11 protein-coding genes and 1 pseudogene are annotated in these 15549 nt (G+C 35.7%); 8 read left to right on the forward strand and 4 right to left on the reverse strand.

Annotation, left to right across the window (positions count from 1 at the left end; translation table 11 throughout):
- The first annotated feature begins 65 nt into the window (after positions 1-65).
- The 6 genes and pseudogenes from AB1I62_RS07545 (at position 66) to AB1I62_RS07570 (ending at position 6189) form a co-directional block, all read left to right on the forward strand.
- On the forward strand, positions 66-491 hold the full coding sequence (locus AB1I62_RS07545; RefSeq protein ID WP_002394459.1) for an NUDIX domain-containing protein: 426 nt from the start codon (positions 66-68) through the stop codon (positions 489-491).
- A gap of 138 nt (positions 492-629) precedes the next feature.
- A complete protein-coding gene (locus tag AB1I62_RS07550; protein ID WP_048736805.1) occupies positions 630-1640 on the forward strand; it encodes a hypothetical protein in 1011 nt (336 codons plus the stop codon).
- Between the two features lie 302 nt (positions 1641-1942).
- On the forward strand, positions 1943-3379 hold the full coding sequence (locus AB1I62_RS07555; protein ID WP_048736806.1) for a catalase: 1437 nt from the start codon (positions 1943-1945) through the stop codon (positions 3377-3379).
- 222 nt (positions 3380-3601) lie between these two features.
- Positions 3602-4363, forward strand: a complete 762-nt coding sequence (locus tag AB1I62_RS07560; protein ID WP_048736808.1) for a DeoR/GlpR family DNA-binding transcription regulator — start codon at positions 3602-3604, stop codon at positions 4361-4363.
- A gap of 8 nt (positions 4364-4371) precedes the next feature.
- Positions 4372-5001, forward strand: a complete 630-nt coding sequence (locus tag AB1I62_RS07565) for an HAD family hydrolase (protein ID WP_048736810.1) — start codon at positions 4372-4374, stop codon at positions 4999-5001.
- 218 nt (positions 5002-5219) lie between these two features.
- Positions 5220-6189 (forward strand): annotated as a pseudogene (locus AB1I62_RS07570) (IS30 family transposase).
- 293 nt (positions 6190-6482) lie between these two features.
- Here AB1I62_RS07570 and AB1I62_RS07575 read toward each other — a convergent pair.
- The 4 genes from AB1I62_RS07575 to AB1I62_RS07590 form a co-directional block, all read right to left on the reverse strand.
- Positions 6483-7916 carry a deoxyribodipyrimidine photo-lyase gene (locus AB1I62_RS07575; RefSeq protein ID WP_104859248.1) on the reverse strand — a complete coding sequence of 478 codons (1434 nt, stop codon included), beginning with the start codon at positions 7914-7916 and terminating at the stop codon, positions 6483-6485.
- Positions 7917-8048: 132 nt separating this feature from the next.
- Complete coding sequence (locus AB1I62_RS07580) at positions 8049-8930, reverse strand: helix-turn-helix domain-containing protein (protein WP_002363971.1); 882 nt, start codon at positions 8928-8930, stop codon at positions 8049-8051.
- A 272-nt stretch (positions 8931-9202) separates the two neighbouring features.
- Positions 9203-11131: a sucrose-specific PTS transporter subunit IIBC gene (locus AB1I62_RS07585; RefSeq protein WP_104859660.1), complete on the reverse strand. Its 1929-nt coding sequence runs from the start codon at positions 11129-11131 to the stop codon at positions 9203-9205.
- A 16-nt stretch (positions 11132-11147) separates the two neighbouring features.
- Positions 11148-12821 carry an alpha-glucosidase gene (locus tag AB1I62_RS07590; protein WP_104859661.1) on the reverse strand — a complete coding sequence of 558 codons (1674 nt, stop codon included), beginning with the start codon at positions 12819-12821 and terminating at the stop codon, positions 11148-11150.
- Positions 12822-13063: 242 nt separating this feature from the next.
- On the opposite strand from AB1I62_RS07590, the gene AB1I62_RS07595 reads away from it, so the two are divergent.
- Entirely contained in the window at positions 13064-14524 is a 1461-nt protein-coding gene (locus tag AB1I62_RS07595; RefSeq protein WP_104859668.1) for a sucrose-6-phosphate hydrolase, read from the forward strand.
- Between the two features lie 18 nt (positions 14525-14542).
- Positions 14543-15523, forward strand: a complete 981-nt coding sequence (locus AB1I62_RS07600; RefSeq protein WP_367019141.1) for a LacI family DNA-binding transcriptional regulator — start codon at positions 14543-14545, stop codon at positions 15521-15523.
- The last annotated feature ends 26 nt before the right edge of the window (positions 15524-15549 follow it).

Genomic DNA, 15549 nt, shown 5'->3' on the forward strand with positions numbered 1-15549 from the left:
TAGTTGAATCTTTCTCTGTTTTTCTGTATCGTAACCTTAACAAAGGAAAAATGATGAGGTGCCAAATGAAGCGGAATTTTGAAGTGGAATTAACAACATTATGTATGATTAGAAATCAGAAAAATGAAATCCTTGTGCAAGAACGACAAAAAAAGGATTGGCCTGGTTGGACGTTCCCTGGCGGGCATGTTGAAAAAAACGAGGGTATGGAAACAGCCATGGTTCGCGAACTCCTTGAAGAAACAGGCTTAGTGCTAAAGCCACAATTAGTAGGTGTTGCAGAATGGCTGAATGATTGTTCGGGTGCGCGGGAATTAGCCACATTATTCATTGCAGAAACAGCGGATGAACTACCAGAAGAAACGGAACAACCCTTGTTTTGGGTCACTGAAAAAGAATTGCGAGAAGGTCCTTTAGCTGGCAGTTTAGCAGAACTTTTCCCAGTATTTTTTGGCGAAAAGCAATTTTATTTTAAAAATAATACAGCTTAATGATTCAAACCTAAAAGATTAAATCAATCCCACTTATTAAAAGAGAGGAAATCTAAAATTAAACATTGCTATTTATAAGCAATGTTTGCTATTCTTAATAAAAGGGAATTAATTTTTATATAATGAGGGGGAAAAAGTGTGTTAAAAAGAAAAGTGGGGATTATCGCAGGCGTTTTCTGTTCAGCTTTGTTACTGACAGGCTGTGGCAAAAGTGCGAAAGATGAGTTCATTCAAGGGATCGGCAATCAAAACGCACAAGAATCTGGGGTTTGGGATTTCTCTATGTCAATTAGTGACATGAAATTTTCACAAGAAGATGGTGCACAAACGAATCCTATGATCGGGATGCTCATCACGCAAATCAAAGACGCATCGCTTTCTGGGAAGATTCAAGTAGATGCCAAAAAAGAAAAAGCATTCAACTTAGAGATGAAATTAAAAGCGATGGGCATGGATGTACCGATTTCATTGGTTGGATCATTAGATAACGAGGGCAAAGAGCCAAAACTCTATTTAGCAACAGATATGATGGAATATATTGTCGCTGTCGCAGACTCAATGACTGACGGTGCTATTGACAGTTCTCAGTTAGATACAGAAAAACTAAAAGGAAAATACATTGATCTTTTAGCAATGAACGAGGAAAGCGCGAAAGAATGGCAAGATACAATTAAAGAGACTCAAGAATCTGAAGAAGACCTTAAGCAAACGATGGAAGAATACAAAGAGTTTTTAGAAGGATTAGACAAGGATACGTTCGAGAAAAAAGGGGACACCATTACCCATACGTTTACAAAAAAAGAATTACAAAAGTTAATCAAAATTACGACAGAAGCATCTGAGAAAGGTAAAGAACAAGATCCTTTCGAAAAAATCAAAGATGTTTCTGCTAAAGTTTCTGTTAATACAAAAGAAAATAAAACAAATATGTTGATTAATGTGAAACCGCAGCAAGACAAGAACGTTGACATGGGACTTGAATCATTATCTAGTAAAATTAGCATTACACAAAAAGCCAAAAAAGCGACGATTTCAATGCCTAAGAAAGAAAATATTTTATCAGAACAAGAAGTTGAAAAAATATTTTCCGATAGCACCTCTATGACAGGTCTATCGACTGAAGACACGACTGTTGCGATCAATCAATAACGCTGAATGACCAATAAAAACGGTCCCTCAAAAAAAGTAACGAAAGACCTAGCATGATTGGGATGCTAGGTCTTTTTTGAATAAAAAAACAGCATTTTAGTTTTCTTTGAATTATTGGTTGTTATTTTTGGTGGTGTAAACAGTTTAAAGTTAATACATTTGTTTTTGATTTAAATTCTACTGCTATTTTTAATCATTCTATTAAATAACAAATGTTTTCGAGTGTTTTTAAGCATTATTTTTGTTATGCAGAGTGGTTTTTTTATACAATGAGTATAATTTTAGATGAAGGAGTGTTTTAGGTGAAAAATCAACATTTAACTACGTCACAAGGAAGTCCAGTTGGCGATAATCAAAATTCGCTAACTGCAGGAGAATTTGGACCTGTCCTAATCCAAGACGTTCATTTATTAGAAAAATTAGCTCATTTTAATCGTGAGCGCGTACCAGAACGGGTTGTTCATGCCAAAGGTGCTGGTGCTCATGGTGTTTTCAAGGTGAGTCAATCAATGGCACAATATACTAAAGCAGATTTTTTATCTGAAGTTGGCAAAGAAACACCTTTATTCGCTCGTTTTTCAACTGTAGCTGGAGAGTTAGGTTCATCAGATACATTGCGTGATCCTCGCGGTTTTGCGCTTAAATTCTATACAGATGAAGGAAATTACGACTTAGTTGGCAATAATACGCCCATTTTTTTCATTCGTGATGCAATTAAGTTTCCAGATTTTATTCATAGCCAAAAAAGAAATCCGCGGACGCATTTGAAAAGTCCAGAAGCAGTTTGGGATTTTTGGTCTCATTCACCGGAAAGCCTTCATCAAGTAACAATTTTAATGAGTGATCGTGGCATTCCGTTGTCGTTCCGTCACATGCATGGTTTTGGTAGCCATACATTCAAATGGGTCAATGCTGCTGGAGAAGTATTTTTTGTTAAATATCACTTCAAGACGAATCAAGGAATCAAAAATCTAGAGAGTCAATTAGCAGAAGAAATTGCTGGGAAAAACCCAGATTTCCATATTGAAGATTTGCATAATGCAATTGAAAATCAAGAATTTCCTTCTTGGACATTATCTGTGCAAATTATCCCGTATGCAGATGCGTTAACAATGAAAGAAACTCTTTTTGATGTAACAAAAACGGTTTCTCAAAAAGAGTATCCGCTGATTGAAGTTGGCACGATGACTTTAAATAGAAATCCAGAGAATTATTTTGCAGAGGTTGAACAAGTAACATTTTCACCAGGGAATTTCGTTCCTGGTATTGAAGCTTCTCCAGATAAATTATTGCAAGGACGTTTGTTCGCTTATGGGGACGCACATCGTCATCGCGTGGGCGCTAATAGTCACCAATTGCCAATCAACCAAGCAAAAGCACCTGTAAATAACTACCAAAAAGACGGCAATATGCGTTTTGACAATGGCAATAGCGAAATTAATTACGAACCAAATAGTTATACTGAAACACCAAAAGAAGATCCTAAGGCGAAAATTAGCTCCTTTGAAGTTGAGGGAAATGTTGGTAATTATAGCTATAATCAAGATCACTTTACACAAGCAAACGCTTTGTATAATTTGCTGCCAAGCGAAGAAAAAGAAAACTTAATTAACAATATAGCGGCATCTTTAGGTCAAGTGAAAAATCAAGAAATCATCGCGCGTCAAATTGATTTGTTCACTAGAGTAAATCCAGAATATGGAGCACGCGTCGCACAAGCCATCAAGCAACAAGCATAATTTATATAACGTACGTGACAAAACCAGTCTAGATAAACTAAAGACTGGTTTTGTTTGCTTTTCAATGCTTTTTACTCTACTCCCGAATACTAGAATAAAGTGCAACACTCAGCAAATTATTGTTGAGTGTTTTTGTTATGTATCGAGGGTTAACATTGACAAATAAGCTATTTTAAGCTAATGTACAAATATGCTTATACCAGCTTAAAAGGAGGCATGTTTATGATTCAAAAGAAACGACTTGAGTTAATTTTAGAGGAATTGAAGACGCGCGGAACTCTTAGTTTGAAGGAAATTATAAACTTAACAGGTTCTTCAAGAGATACAGCAAGAAGAGATATTGTCAAATTAGCTCAAAGTAATGCTATTGATCGCACATATGGTGGAATTAGTTTGCCCAATACCTTTAGTCGTTTAGATGAATATCTTGAACGTACTGAAGATCTCAGTGCTGAAAAAGATATTCTAGCAAAAACTGCTAGTAATTTAGTAAAAGATAATTCCCATATTTTTTTAGATATTTCGACAACGGTCAGTTGCATTCCAAGACATATAAGACCTTATGAGAATGTCATAGCAACGACAAATTCATTAGATATTACCGACCAACTATTGAGAAATACTAAATGTAAAACTAAGATTTTAGGTGGAAGCGTCGATCCTATCAAACGAAATGTCGTTGGAACGAAACCAATGCTTGAGCTGGATTCATTTATCTTTGATGTTGCTTTTATGAGTGCCGCTGGAATCACAACTTCAGGCATTTATTACGCCTACGATGAAGATATAGATTTCAAAAAAAAGATAAGAAAACAATCCAAACTTGTAGTTTTACTAATTGATAATACAAAAATCGGATTAAGTCATAACTATAAAGGTTTAGATTTCGAAGATATTGATTTTCTTGTTATAGAAAGTCGTCTACCAGATGATTTAGAAAGAACAATATCAGATAGTAATGTCTCTATAATAAATTCAAAGTAGGTGCAAACATGATTAAAACGGTATTATTTGACGTAGATGGAACAATCTTAGATACAGAATTTGTCATGATTAAGTCTTTACAAAAAACTCTAAAAGAAGAGAAAAACTTGGACGTTCCAGAAGAAAATTTAGAGTATATCTTAGGTATACCAGGTAAAAAAGCAATTGAACGGTATTCATCATCTGGAGAGGAAGTTGATAAGCTACATGCATGTTGGTCCGAAAATGTTAAACAATACTCTCATCTTGCGACTTTGTTTCCTCAAGTGGAAGAAGCATTGACTAAGTTAAAAGAAAACGAGATACAAATTGGGATCGTTACATCCAAAACAAATGAAGAAATGGAAAATGAATTTGAACATTTTGGTTTAAGTAAACTTTTTGATATTTCAGTAACTGCCTCTGATACAACGAAACATAAACCTAATCCTGAACCAATTCTATATGCATTAAATAAATTAGGAAGTTTACCCGAAGAAACAATTTATATAGGCGATTCTATCTATGATATGCATAGCTCACAATCAGCTGGAGCTAAATTTGCTTTAGCAAAGTGGGGAGCAAAAGAAAATCCACTATTCTCAAGTGCAGATATTAGTTTAGAAACTCCTCTAGAAATATTACAACACTTAAAATAGATCAGCTTATTAAAAAATATGTTATTTCATTAACGGTTAACATAAGTGAGGATTATTTCAAGTGATTGTCGTAGCAAGGATTTCAATCACCTAGATTGTGAAATGAGAATGGTCTACCTACGAACGCCTTGTCATTAAGGGATTTGTGGGCAGAAATCTTTGTGATTTACTAGAAGCGTCGTTTGTTGGGTTTGTTTTTTTAGATAGGAGTTTATGAAATGTCGTATAACCATTTATCAGCTGAAGAGCGTGGACAAATAGAAGCGTATCTGAAGGAAGGAGTCTCTCAGGCTGAGATAGCTCGCCGATTGGATCGGCATAGATCCACGATCTCTAGAGAGATCAAACGTGGTTCCGAGCAAAGAAAGAAGAAGAGTCTCGCTAGTTTGCCTTATCAAGCAACTAGCGCTGGTAATTTAGTACGTATTCGCAAGAAAAATTGCGGAACAACTACTAAGGCTACTGTACACAATACTAAAACTATCATGAAGTATCTTGATATGAAATATTCGCCGGAACAGATAGCGAACGCAGTTCGTAGTGTAAAGGTTTGTACATCAACAATTTATAACTGGATTTACAAAAAGATCGTTCCTTTCGATATTAAGAAATTACGCGGTCGTGGAAAACGTTACAAAATAAAGAATACTGGGAAACGATTAAAACGGCCGGATCGAGCTTTCTTTGAAGGGCGCACGTTGGAGAACCGACCAGAAGAGGTTCAGTTACGAACGGAGTTCGGTCATTGGGAAGCAGATACCGTTGTGTCTAGCAACATTCATAGAACGTAAAACAAGGCATTATGTAGCAATTAAGATACCGAACAAGACAGGTAGATCCATGATGACAGCAATTAAGCGTCTAGTGGAAATGTATCCACATAGTGTGAAATCGATCACATGTGACCGTGGAAGCGAGTTTGTCAATCAGTTTGAAATTGGACTTATTGAAGACACTTTTGACTGCAAAATCTATTATGCTAATCCATGCGCGCCACATGAACGCGGATCAAATGAAAATCATAATGGATTACTCAGAGAATATTTTCCAAAACCATCTAATTTTAAAAATATTTCTCAAAATAAGATCAATCAAGCTGTTCAAAGTATGAATTTACGGCCACGAAAAATCTTTAAGTGGAAATCACCGCAGCACAAATTTAATTTGGAGTATTCGAAAGCTTTCTAGCACCAACAAATATTTTTTACATTGTTATAAAAAAGAATAAAACGAACGATACTATTTATACGGAAATTGAAACATGATATAATAGAGCAAATCACGAACAATCTTTATACTAAAACAATTATATGTTGCGCTTAATCCTAACATTCGCCAATTCAAAACTACTTTGTATAATGTATATTATGTAAACTAGAATAAAATAAAAAACTTTAGCCGATAAATTGCACCTCTCTTTCGACCAATCAATTCACCCAACTAACCTTACAGTTGTTTGCTAAGCTAGTTGGGTTTACTGTTTATTGAAACCTTGGATTGTTCATTTCTTGATGAATTTCTTTGCTCGCTTCATATAGAAATAATGTTTGTTTTTTACTTGATGCATAATCGACAATGGGTTTTGGATAATTTTCTCCTAAATGTACATGATATTGCGTTTGTAAGGCTTCGTTCATTAGATTTGGTTGATGAATATACTTTTGTGGCACTTGCTTAAGTTCTGGAACATATTTTTTGATGAACTGGCCGTCATTATCAAATTTTTTTGACTGGATAATTGGATTAAAAATCCGAAAATACGGGACAGCGTCCGTTCCTGTCGAAGCAGCCCATTGCCAGCCACCGATATTATTGGCGGCATCATAATCAATCAACATTTTTTGAAAGTATTTTTCACCCCAACGCCAATCGATGTGTAAATTTTTAACTAAAAAAGAGGCAGTAATCATTCTTAAGCGGTTGTGCATCCAACCAGTTTGATTCAGTTGTCGCATTGCGGCATCAATTATAGGGTACCCCGTCTCCCCTTTTTGCCACTTGGCAAACATTTCTGGGTCATTTGTCCATTGAATATAACGAAATTTTTCTTGAATAGCTTCCTCTTTTTGTTGTGGAAACGTACTATAGATCATATTGTAAAAGTCGCGCCAAGCTAATTCTTTTTTGAAGGTTTCTTTACTTAAGCTAGAAGGCGCAGATGCAAGCTCTTGCCAAATGGTGCGAATCGAAAGTTCTCCCGTTCTTAAAAAAGTAGACAGATGACTCGTTTGATCCTGATAAGGAAAATCACGCTTATTTTCATAGGATTGAAGTTTTTGATCAATAAAAGTATTTAAGCACCTTCTGGCTGTTTTTTCGCCGACAATATAGTGTTTTAAAGGAATCCTCGCAATCTGTTCACGATAATCTGCTTCCTCTTCTGAAAAAAGACACGCACTAAAAATTTTTTCAGCTGTATAGGAAACAGGAATCGGGGTTTCTTTAGGCGCCTCTTTCCATTTATTGTAATAGGGCGTAAACACTTGGTACTTGCTACCATCGTTCTTCTTAATTTCTTCAGAGCCATGCAAATAGGCATCTTGAAAAGAGAAAGGCTGAATATTATTTTCTTCAAAAAAGCGCATAGCTTGCTGGTCCCGCTTTGCCCCAAAGCCACAAGTATCTTCATTAAAATAAATGGCCTGCCAATCGGGTAATTTGCGTTTCAAACGTGAAAATAAATCTAACGGTTCGCCGACCATGATTTGTAAATGTGCCTCTTGATCGATTCGTTCTTTAAACGAGGCTAAACTTGCAAAAAAAGCGTTATGATTAGCACTTTCTTGAATAAATTGTTGAGGATTCATTTGGAATAATAAAATCAATTCATCAGCTGCAGAATTTTGTAACGCGTGTGCTAATGCTTTATTATCCTGTAATCGTAAATCACGTCTAAACCACATTACTCTTTTCATTTTTAAATCCTCCTAAATACTTCGTCTTGCTTATCGTAACCGTGACTGCTGATTTTTAAAAGCAACTTGCCTAGACTTTTCAAAAAGCCGATAAAAACTGGGTTTTCAGTTTTTATCGGCTTTTTGATTAAATTAATAGGAAATATTAAAAGCTTTCATATCTTTCTCAATATATTGTAGAACTTCTGTATTACCAAAAAATTGTGTAAAATAATAAGCTTGACGATAGTCATCGGCTGTGTCTTCCCCGAGCATTTGTTTGTTAAAGGCTTTTTCATATAAAAGATAATCTAGCAAATAAATGGAGTGTTTGTCACGACAAATCTGAATCCCTTTTTCGCTTAAAATGACACTTTTTTGGTAGTCTTTCATTTCCGAGTAGAATTTAGCAGAATTATAATAAATTCTACAACGCTCCAAGGAACATTCTAATTTAAATTGTTCCAATTCTTGTAATGATTTTTCGTAATACACTTGCGCTTTTCTCATATCTTTTTCCAGTTCATATAGCGTACCTAGCGCATTCAGGCTTAAAATGTTGTAAATATTGACTTTACGGTCAATTTCCGCGCCCCGGTATAGGTAAAACAAGGCCTCTGCTTTATCTTTTTTTCCTAATAAACAAGTAATTCCCTTATAATATAACAATTTAGTCGTTAGTTCATTATTAGATAAGATAAGACCTTCAGGCACTTCTTGTAATAAATTGTAGGCCTCTAAGTGAAATAGCCGTAAAGATAAATCCTCGACTTTGTTTAGTAGATTTTCAATTTTCTTTTCTTCAGAAATCATCATACATTCTTCTACTTCTAAATCTAATCGGAGGCAAATAGATGAGAAAATATCTAAACTGTCACATAGATTACGGTTTTCAATATTACTAATTGTTGCTTGCGTACAGATGCCGTTAGCCAGCTCTGATTGTGTGATTTTTTTAAGTTTTCTCGCTTGTTTTATTTTGTCTCCTGCTACCTTCACGAACAGACCTCCACTTGTATTATTATGTAAATTCATTAAAAAATGTTATACTTTGATTATCAATTAAAGGAGGTACATGCTATGTTTGATTTACTTGCATTATTGACTGGAACATCAACTTATGGCAACGTTCCCCATGTTTAATTAGTCAATGCGTGTCAAGTATGGTCTTCCATACTTGGCATGTTTCCTTTAAAACTGACTCAATCATACTACAAACGGATAGACAAATACAACCGAAAATCATTGGTTTTTTATTAAGAAAAAGAACAGCAAGAAGTGATAACTACTTCTTGCTGTTCTTTTGTTTAGTTAGGTGTATTTAGATTTAAAATGATTTGTTCCGGCGTAATTTCATTATGATCTGACATCATTGGCTCTACGCTTAAATAACTTGAAGTATTTGTAATGATAACCATGACAGTTGAGTCAAGCCCAGCTTCTTTAATGGCTTTTCGATCGAACGTTCCTAAAAGATCTCCTTTTTTAACACGGTGACCTTGGCTTACTTGTGTCTGAAAGACCTCCTGCCCCAATGTGACAGTATCAATTCCTATATGAATTAATACCTCAGCTCCTGCGTCCGTTTGGATACCATAAGCGTGTCCAGTTTCTGCAACCAAGTTTAATAAACCATCTGCAGGCGCGTAAACCTTGTTCGCTGTTGGCATGATTGCTAAACCTTTGCCCATCATCTCGCTTGAAAATACTGGGTCATTAACAGCAGTAAGATTCATGGCGTAACCATTTACCGGAGAAAAAAGTTGTTCATCTAAGGTGTTATGTTGCATTTTAAAGACTTCGCGTTCTTCCTCTTCGATTACTTTATCTGAAATTAAAACCTCTTGTGGAATTGCAAATAGACTGGTTAATGCATAACATACACCGACAGATAAAAGTGCGACTAATAAATAGATCACTAATTGATGTGCACTATAGATATACATTAAGAAAGAAGGAATAACGGCTAATCCATAAGAATTTGATTGAATATGAAAAATAGCTAAAATTGCTCCGCCTAAACCTGACGTAAACAAGACACATAGCAACGGTTTTAAGTTCCAACGAATAAGTAATCCAAATAACACAGGTTCACTAACTCCAAATAATTGAGACAACATAGAACCGATGGCCGTCGACTTCACTTTGCTATCTTGCGCTTTTTTCGCAAAAGCTAAACAACTGCCAACGTTGGCAAACCCATACATGGCACATATTGTAATCAATGCATTAAATCCTGTATTTGCTAATAATGATGTTTCTACCATAGTTAGTGTATGATGAATACCAATCAAAACCATTAAAGGATATGAGGCACCAATCACAAAACCACCTAATCCTAAGGGCAACCCAATCAACCATTGGACAACATCTACCATGCCTAACTCAACGGTATGCAAAATTGGGCCAATTCCGAGAATCATGATTAAAAAAGTAATTAACATAGTCATAAAGGGTGTAAAAATTTGATCAAGAATATTCGGCATCTTTTTTCGGAAAAAAAGTTCAATCTTTGCGCCAATTATACCAGCAGCAATTGCACTTAACACGGATCCTTGTGCACCGACAACTGGGATAAAACCAAAAGCCATAATAGCTTTCACGCCAGAATCTGGTGTTGCAACTGCATAAGCGTTTGGTAAAATGGGTGATACCATCATTAAACCAATAACAATCCCGATTACAGGCGTCGCATTAAATGCTTTAAAGGTAGACCAAACAATCAAAGCTGGCAAAAAGGCAAAGACGGTATCTGTAATGACAGAGACAATTTGTTGAAAGCTTTCAGGAATATTGGCTACACTTGCTCCGAATAATTGTAAAAAAGTATCGTTAAAAATAACACCTTTTAACCCTAGGAACAATCCTGTTGCTGCAATTACTGGAACAATTGGAATGAATATTTCACTTAAAATGCGCATTGTTTTGCGCATGCCCGTTTCATTATTTTTTAAAATTGCTGTTTGCTCTGCTTTTGACACAACATTGATTCCAAGTTTTTCTATTTCATCATACACTTTAGTCACAATACCAGTTCCTAAAATCACTTGGTATTGACCACCATTATAAAAAACACCCTTGACTAAATCGATTTTTTCTAGTTGTTTACCATCTACTTGTTCGTGGTCCTTCAAAATAAAACGTAACCGCGTTTGACAATGGGTGACCGATATAATGTTATCCATACCGATTAATTGAATAATGTCCTTGGCTGCCTGCTGATAATTTTCTGCCATGTTATACTCCTCCTAGCTACTCATTTATAGTAATCAATAGTCCTTGATAGCTTTTTAATAATGTTCCCTGCTGAACTAATTGCTCTCGTTCTTCAGACTGTGTATCAAAAATAACTGTGCCATTAACTAAATAATGAGGGATTGGAACCGCCTCACCAAAATTAAAAAAGGCGTAAATCGTTTTTTCATTTAATTTGCGTTTATAAGCAATAACATTATCTGGAAGATTTGATAGTCCCTCAAATGTTCCATAAAGTAAGATGTCTGTATAGGGACTCTTTTGACGAAATGCAATCATCCGCTTATAGAAATGAAAAATACTTTGACTATTTTTTATTTCTGCTTCGGCATTGATTTCTTTATAATTATCCACCATTCCTAACCAAGGCTTGACGCTTGAAAAACCGCCATACATAGAATCATTCCATGGAAAAGGCGTGCGGGCATTGTCTCGACTACGTAAATTGACAAGTGACAAGGCTTCTTTGGGCGTAAATCCTTCTTTTATTGCTCGATAGTATTGATCAATGCTAGAAATATCATCGAATTCATCAATCGAACCCCTTTCAAAATTGGTCATTCCTAATTCTTGTCCTTGGTAAATAAAAGGCGTGCCTCTTAAAAAGAAATACATGGCGCCGAATGTTTTAATCGCATTTGGCTGTTGAGCCTGTTCTTTTAAATATTTCGTTGTCGCTCGAGGTTGATCATGATTTTCGATAAAATTTGCACTCCAACCAGCCTCTTGCATGGCTTCTTGCTGTTTGAAAATTAATGTGCGTAAATCATTCCAAGACCAATCGATTCTATAAAACCATTCGCTTCCTGATTTTACATCCAAATCAGACCATTTGAAGTCAAAAATCATGTCGAAATACCCTGTTTCTCCAATAAATTCTGATAAATTTGGATAATTGACGCCGGCCGCTTCGGCAACTGTGACAATATCAAAACCATCAAAAGCTTTTTCTTTTAACTCGTTCAGAAAGTCACTCATTCCTGGCATGTTTCTACTAGCTTTTGTTACTTTGGCTAATTGATCTGCCCCATCAGCAGGTAAGTTTGTCCAAGTCAAATCTTTCTTAATAAAATTAATCGCATCTACACGAAAACCAGCAATTCCTTTGTTTAACCAAAAACGGATCATTTGGTAGATTTCTTTGCGTAGTTCAGGATTTTCCCAATTTAAATCCGGCTGTTTTTTATGAAAGGCATGAAAGTAGTAGGCATCTTCCCCAGGTAATTTTTCCCAAACACTACCACCGAAGTTAGACCGCCAATTTGTAGGTGCTTCTTGTCCTTCTTTTATAATATAAAAGTCTCGAAAACGACTTTGAGGATTTTTTAAAACATCTTGAAACCAAGCATGTTCATCAGATGTATGGTTTACCACCAAATCTAAAATAACTTTTATGTTTCGTTTTTTTGCTTCTTCAATGAGTTCATCGAAGTCTGCCATTGTACCAAAATCGCTAGAAATACCATAATAGTCTGAAATATCATATCCATTGTCAGCCATTGGCGACGGGTACATTGGACTCAGCCAAATCAGCGTAATTCCTAAATTTTCTAAGTAATCCAGTTTTTGAATAATGCCTTGTAAATCACCAATTCCGTCATTATTACTATCCGAAAAGCTACGTGGATAAATTTGATAGGCCACTTCTTTTTGCCACCAATTTCTGTTCATTCTGGTTCTCCTCACTCTTAAACTAGTCCTGTTAATTTTTTCTGTAACCGTTTTTACATTCTGTATGATACTCGTTTTTGCGTAATATGTCAAACGTTTATCATAAATAAATGTAAATTATAATATTCTTTTGATTTGAATAGATTTATATGTGTTATACGTTTGACTTTTTTCTGATTTGTTTATACTATTAGACTAACTACTATTTTCTAATAAAGGAGACATTACTTATGTTAAGCATCATGAACCAATGGACTGATGAATTACGTTATGCACCTTATTCTTCTTGGACATCTGCTCACCTCGAAAATTTAACTTCTATTATCGCGCAATCTAGTTGGCGTTTTAAGTATCATATTCAACCACAGACAGGACTACTAAATGATCCCAACGGTTTTTCATATTTCAATAACCAGTGGCATTTATTTTATCAAGCGTTTCCTTTCGGGAGTGTTCACGGACTAAAAAGTTGGGCCCACTTAACTTCCTCCGACTTAATTCACTGGGATTATGAAGGAATTGCCCTTTATCCCGACTCTGAATATGATTCTCATGGCGTCTATTCAGGCTCAGCTTTACCAATAGATAACCAACTATGTTTATTTTATACAGGAAATGTTCGTGATCAAACTTGGCAACGATTTGCATATCAAAATATTGCATGGCTGAATTCTTTAGGTGCGATCACAAAGGAATCAACACCATTCCTACCTATTGACCCCAATTATTCTTCCCATTTTCGTGATCCGATGGTATTTCCTTATCAAGAAGGACTTGTTTTATTAATTGGTGCTAGTGATTTAAATGGACAAGGAAAAATTGTGGTCTATTTTTCTAAAGATCGAAACGTACACAATTTTCATCAACTTGGCGAATTGACGTTCACCGACCAAGAATTAGGCTACATGGTTGAATGCCCCAATTTGGTATTTATTGATGGCCAGCCTGTCTTATTATTTTGCCCACAAGGTCTATCTCCATCTGTAAAAAGTTATCAGAATATCTATCCGAATATGTACACATTGGCCGAAACGTTTGATTTGGAGAATCTTTCTTTAGTTCAGGCTAGGCCTTTTGAAAATTTAGATGAAGGATTTGATGTCTACGCCACTCAAGCCTTTAATGCGCCAGATGGTCGTGCACTTGCGGTCAGTTGGATTGGATTGCCAGAAATCACTTACCCAAGTGATGTGGAGGGTTGGGCAAATGGCTTAAGTCTGGTTAAAGAACTCACAATTCACAACGGGAAACTATTTCAATATCCAGTTTCTGAAACAAAAATGCTTCGTCAATCCGCCACTACTTTATCAAATGGCTGCCATTTTTTATCTACTGCTTCTTTTGAATTAGAAGTGGATATTTCCAAAAATGAGATTGCTTTTATTCGGCTTTTAGCGAACGAAACGGGTTCAAAAGGACTTTTAATTACAATTGATACGATTCATGGTAAAATAACCCTTGATCGAACATTTGCTGGCCAACCTTTTGCTGAAAAGTATGGCACAATTCGTGAAACTAAAATTAGGAAAAATAAGTCAGTTCAGTTAACTATTTTTGTTGATTGCTCTGTTGCAGAAATCTATGTAAATAAAGGTGAAAAAACGATGACTGGTCGCTTCTTTCCAGATAAAGCGCAACAGTATCTTCATCTATCCAAGACGGCAAAAGCTTGTTTTTATGAGCTGGAAAATACGAATAATTAGGAATGATGGTGAATTTTGATGGTGGTTAAATTAACGGATGTAGCAAAGCTTGCTGGGGTGAGCCCGACAACGGTAAGCCGCGTGATTAATAATTATGGTTATCTTAGTCAAAAAACAATTGATAAAGTTCATCAAGCGATGGAAGAATTAAATTATCAACCTAATGGATTAGCCAGAAGCCTCCAAGGAAAAAGTACGCAGCTGATTGGTTTAGTCTTCCCTTCTGTTAGTCATCCATTTTTTGGTGAATTAATTGAAACACTGGAAAGAAAGCTCTTTGTTCAAGGATATAAAGTGATTTTATGTGATAGTGAAAAAGATCCAGAAAAAGAGCGCGCCTATTTACGAATGCTCGCTGCAAATAAAGTGGACGGTGTAATCACTGGTAGCCATAACTTAGCTATTAACGAATATGAAAATGTTTCACTACCTATTGTTTCCTTTGACCGTTTCTTGGCACCTGGCATTCCAATTGTCTCTTCGCAAAACTTTCAAGGGGGCCAAAAAGCCACTGAAGCCTTATTTGCAAGTGGTGCACAAAAGATTGCAATTATTACTGGTGCTAATAACACAGGCGCACCTAGCGATTATCGATTGGCTGGTTATAAACAAACAATGGAAAAATATGGCACAGAAAAAACGATTCTACAAATTGATAATGGAACCTCTACAACATTAAAAAATCTAGAAATCGAACGTTTGCTTCAAAATAAAACTGTAGACGGCATCTTTTGTACCGATGATTTGACAGCAATTACAGTTATGAATATTGCTCAAAAATTGAAGATAGCCATTCCTGAAGAATTAAAAGTAATTGGTTATGATGGGACAAAATTAATCAAAAGAATTGCCCCACAACTATCAACCATTGTGCAGCCAATCGACGAGATGTGTGACGTTATGATTGACTTACTGCTTCGTAGAATGAAGGATCCTGATGTTACGCTCGAGGAAAATTATCCTATTCCGATTCAGCTATCATTGTCTGAATCCTGTTAAAAAAGACACCTGAAAAGGTGTCTTTT

It is taken from the genome of Enterococcus sp. AN402, assembly GCF_040719405.1.
In the GTDB taxonomy this organism is placed as follows: Bacteria; Bacillota; Bacilli; order Lactobacillales; family Enterococcaceae; genus Enterococcus; species Enterococcus faecalis.

Excerpts from the sequence above, each read along its gene's own strand:
- AB1I62_RS07545 (WP_002394459.1), top strand. The coding sequence starts at position 66 with ATGAAGCGGAATTTTGAAGTGGAATTAACAACATTATGTATGATTAGA.
- AB1I62_RS07560 (WP_048736808.1), top strand. The coding sequence starts at position 3,602 with ATGATTCAAAAGAAACGACTTGAGTTAATTTTAGAGGAATTGAAGACG.
- AB1I62_RS07565 (WP_048736810.1), top strand. The coding sequence starts at position 4,372 with ATGATTAAAACGGTATTATTTGACGTAGATGGAACAATCTTAGATACA.
- AB1I62_RS07575 (WP_104859248.1), bottom strand. The coding sequence starts at position 7,916 with ATGAAAAGAGTAATGTGGTTTAGACGTGATTTACGATTACAGGATAAT.
- AB1I62_RS07580 (WP_002363971.1), bottom strand. The coding sequence starts at position 8,930 with ATGAATTTACATAATAATACAAGTGGAGGTCTGTTCGTGAAGGTAGCA.
- AB1I62_RS07585 (WP_104859660.1), bottom strand. The coding sequence starts at position 11,131 with ATGGCAGAAAATTATCAGCAGGCAGCCAAGGACATTATTCAATTAATC.
- AB1I62_RS07590 (WP_104859661.1), bottom strand. The coding sequence starts at position 12,821 with ATGAACAGAAATTGGTGGCAAAAAGAAGTGGCCTATCAAATTTATCCA.
- AB1I62_RS07595 (WP_104859668.1), top strand. The coding sequence starts at position 13,064 with ATGAACCAATGGACTGATGAATTACGTTATGCACCTTATTCTTCTTGG.
- AB1I62_RS07600 (WP_367019141.1), top strand. The coding sequence starts at position 14,543 with ATGGTGGTTAAATTAACGGATGTAGCAAAGCTTGCTGGGGTGAGCCCG.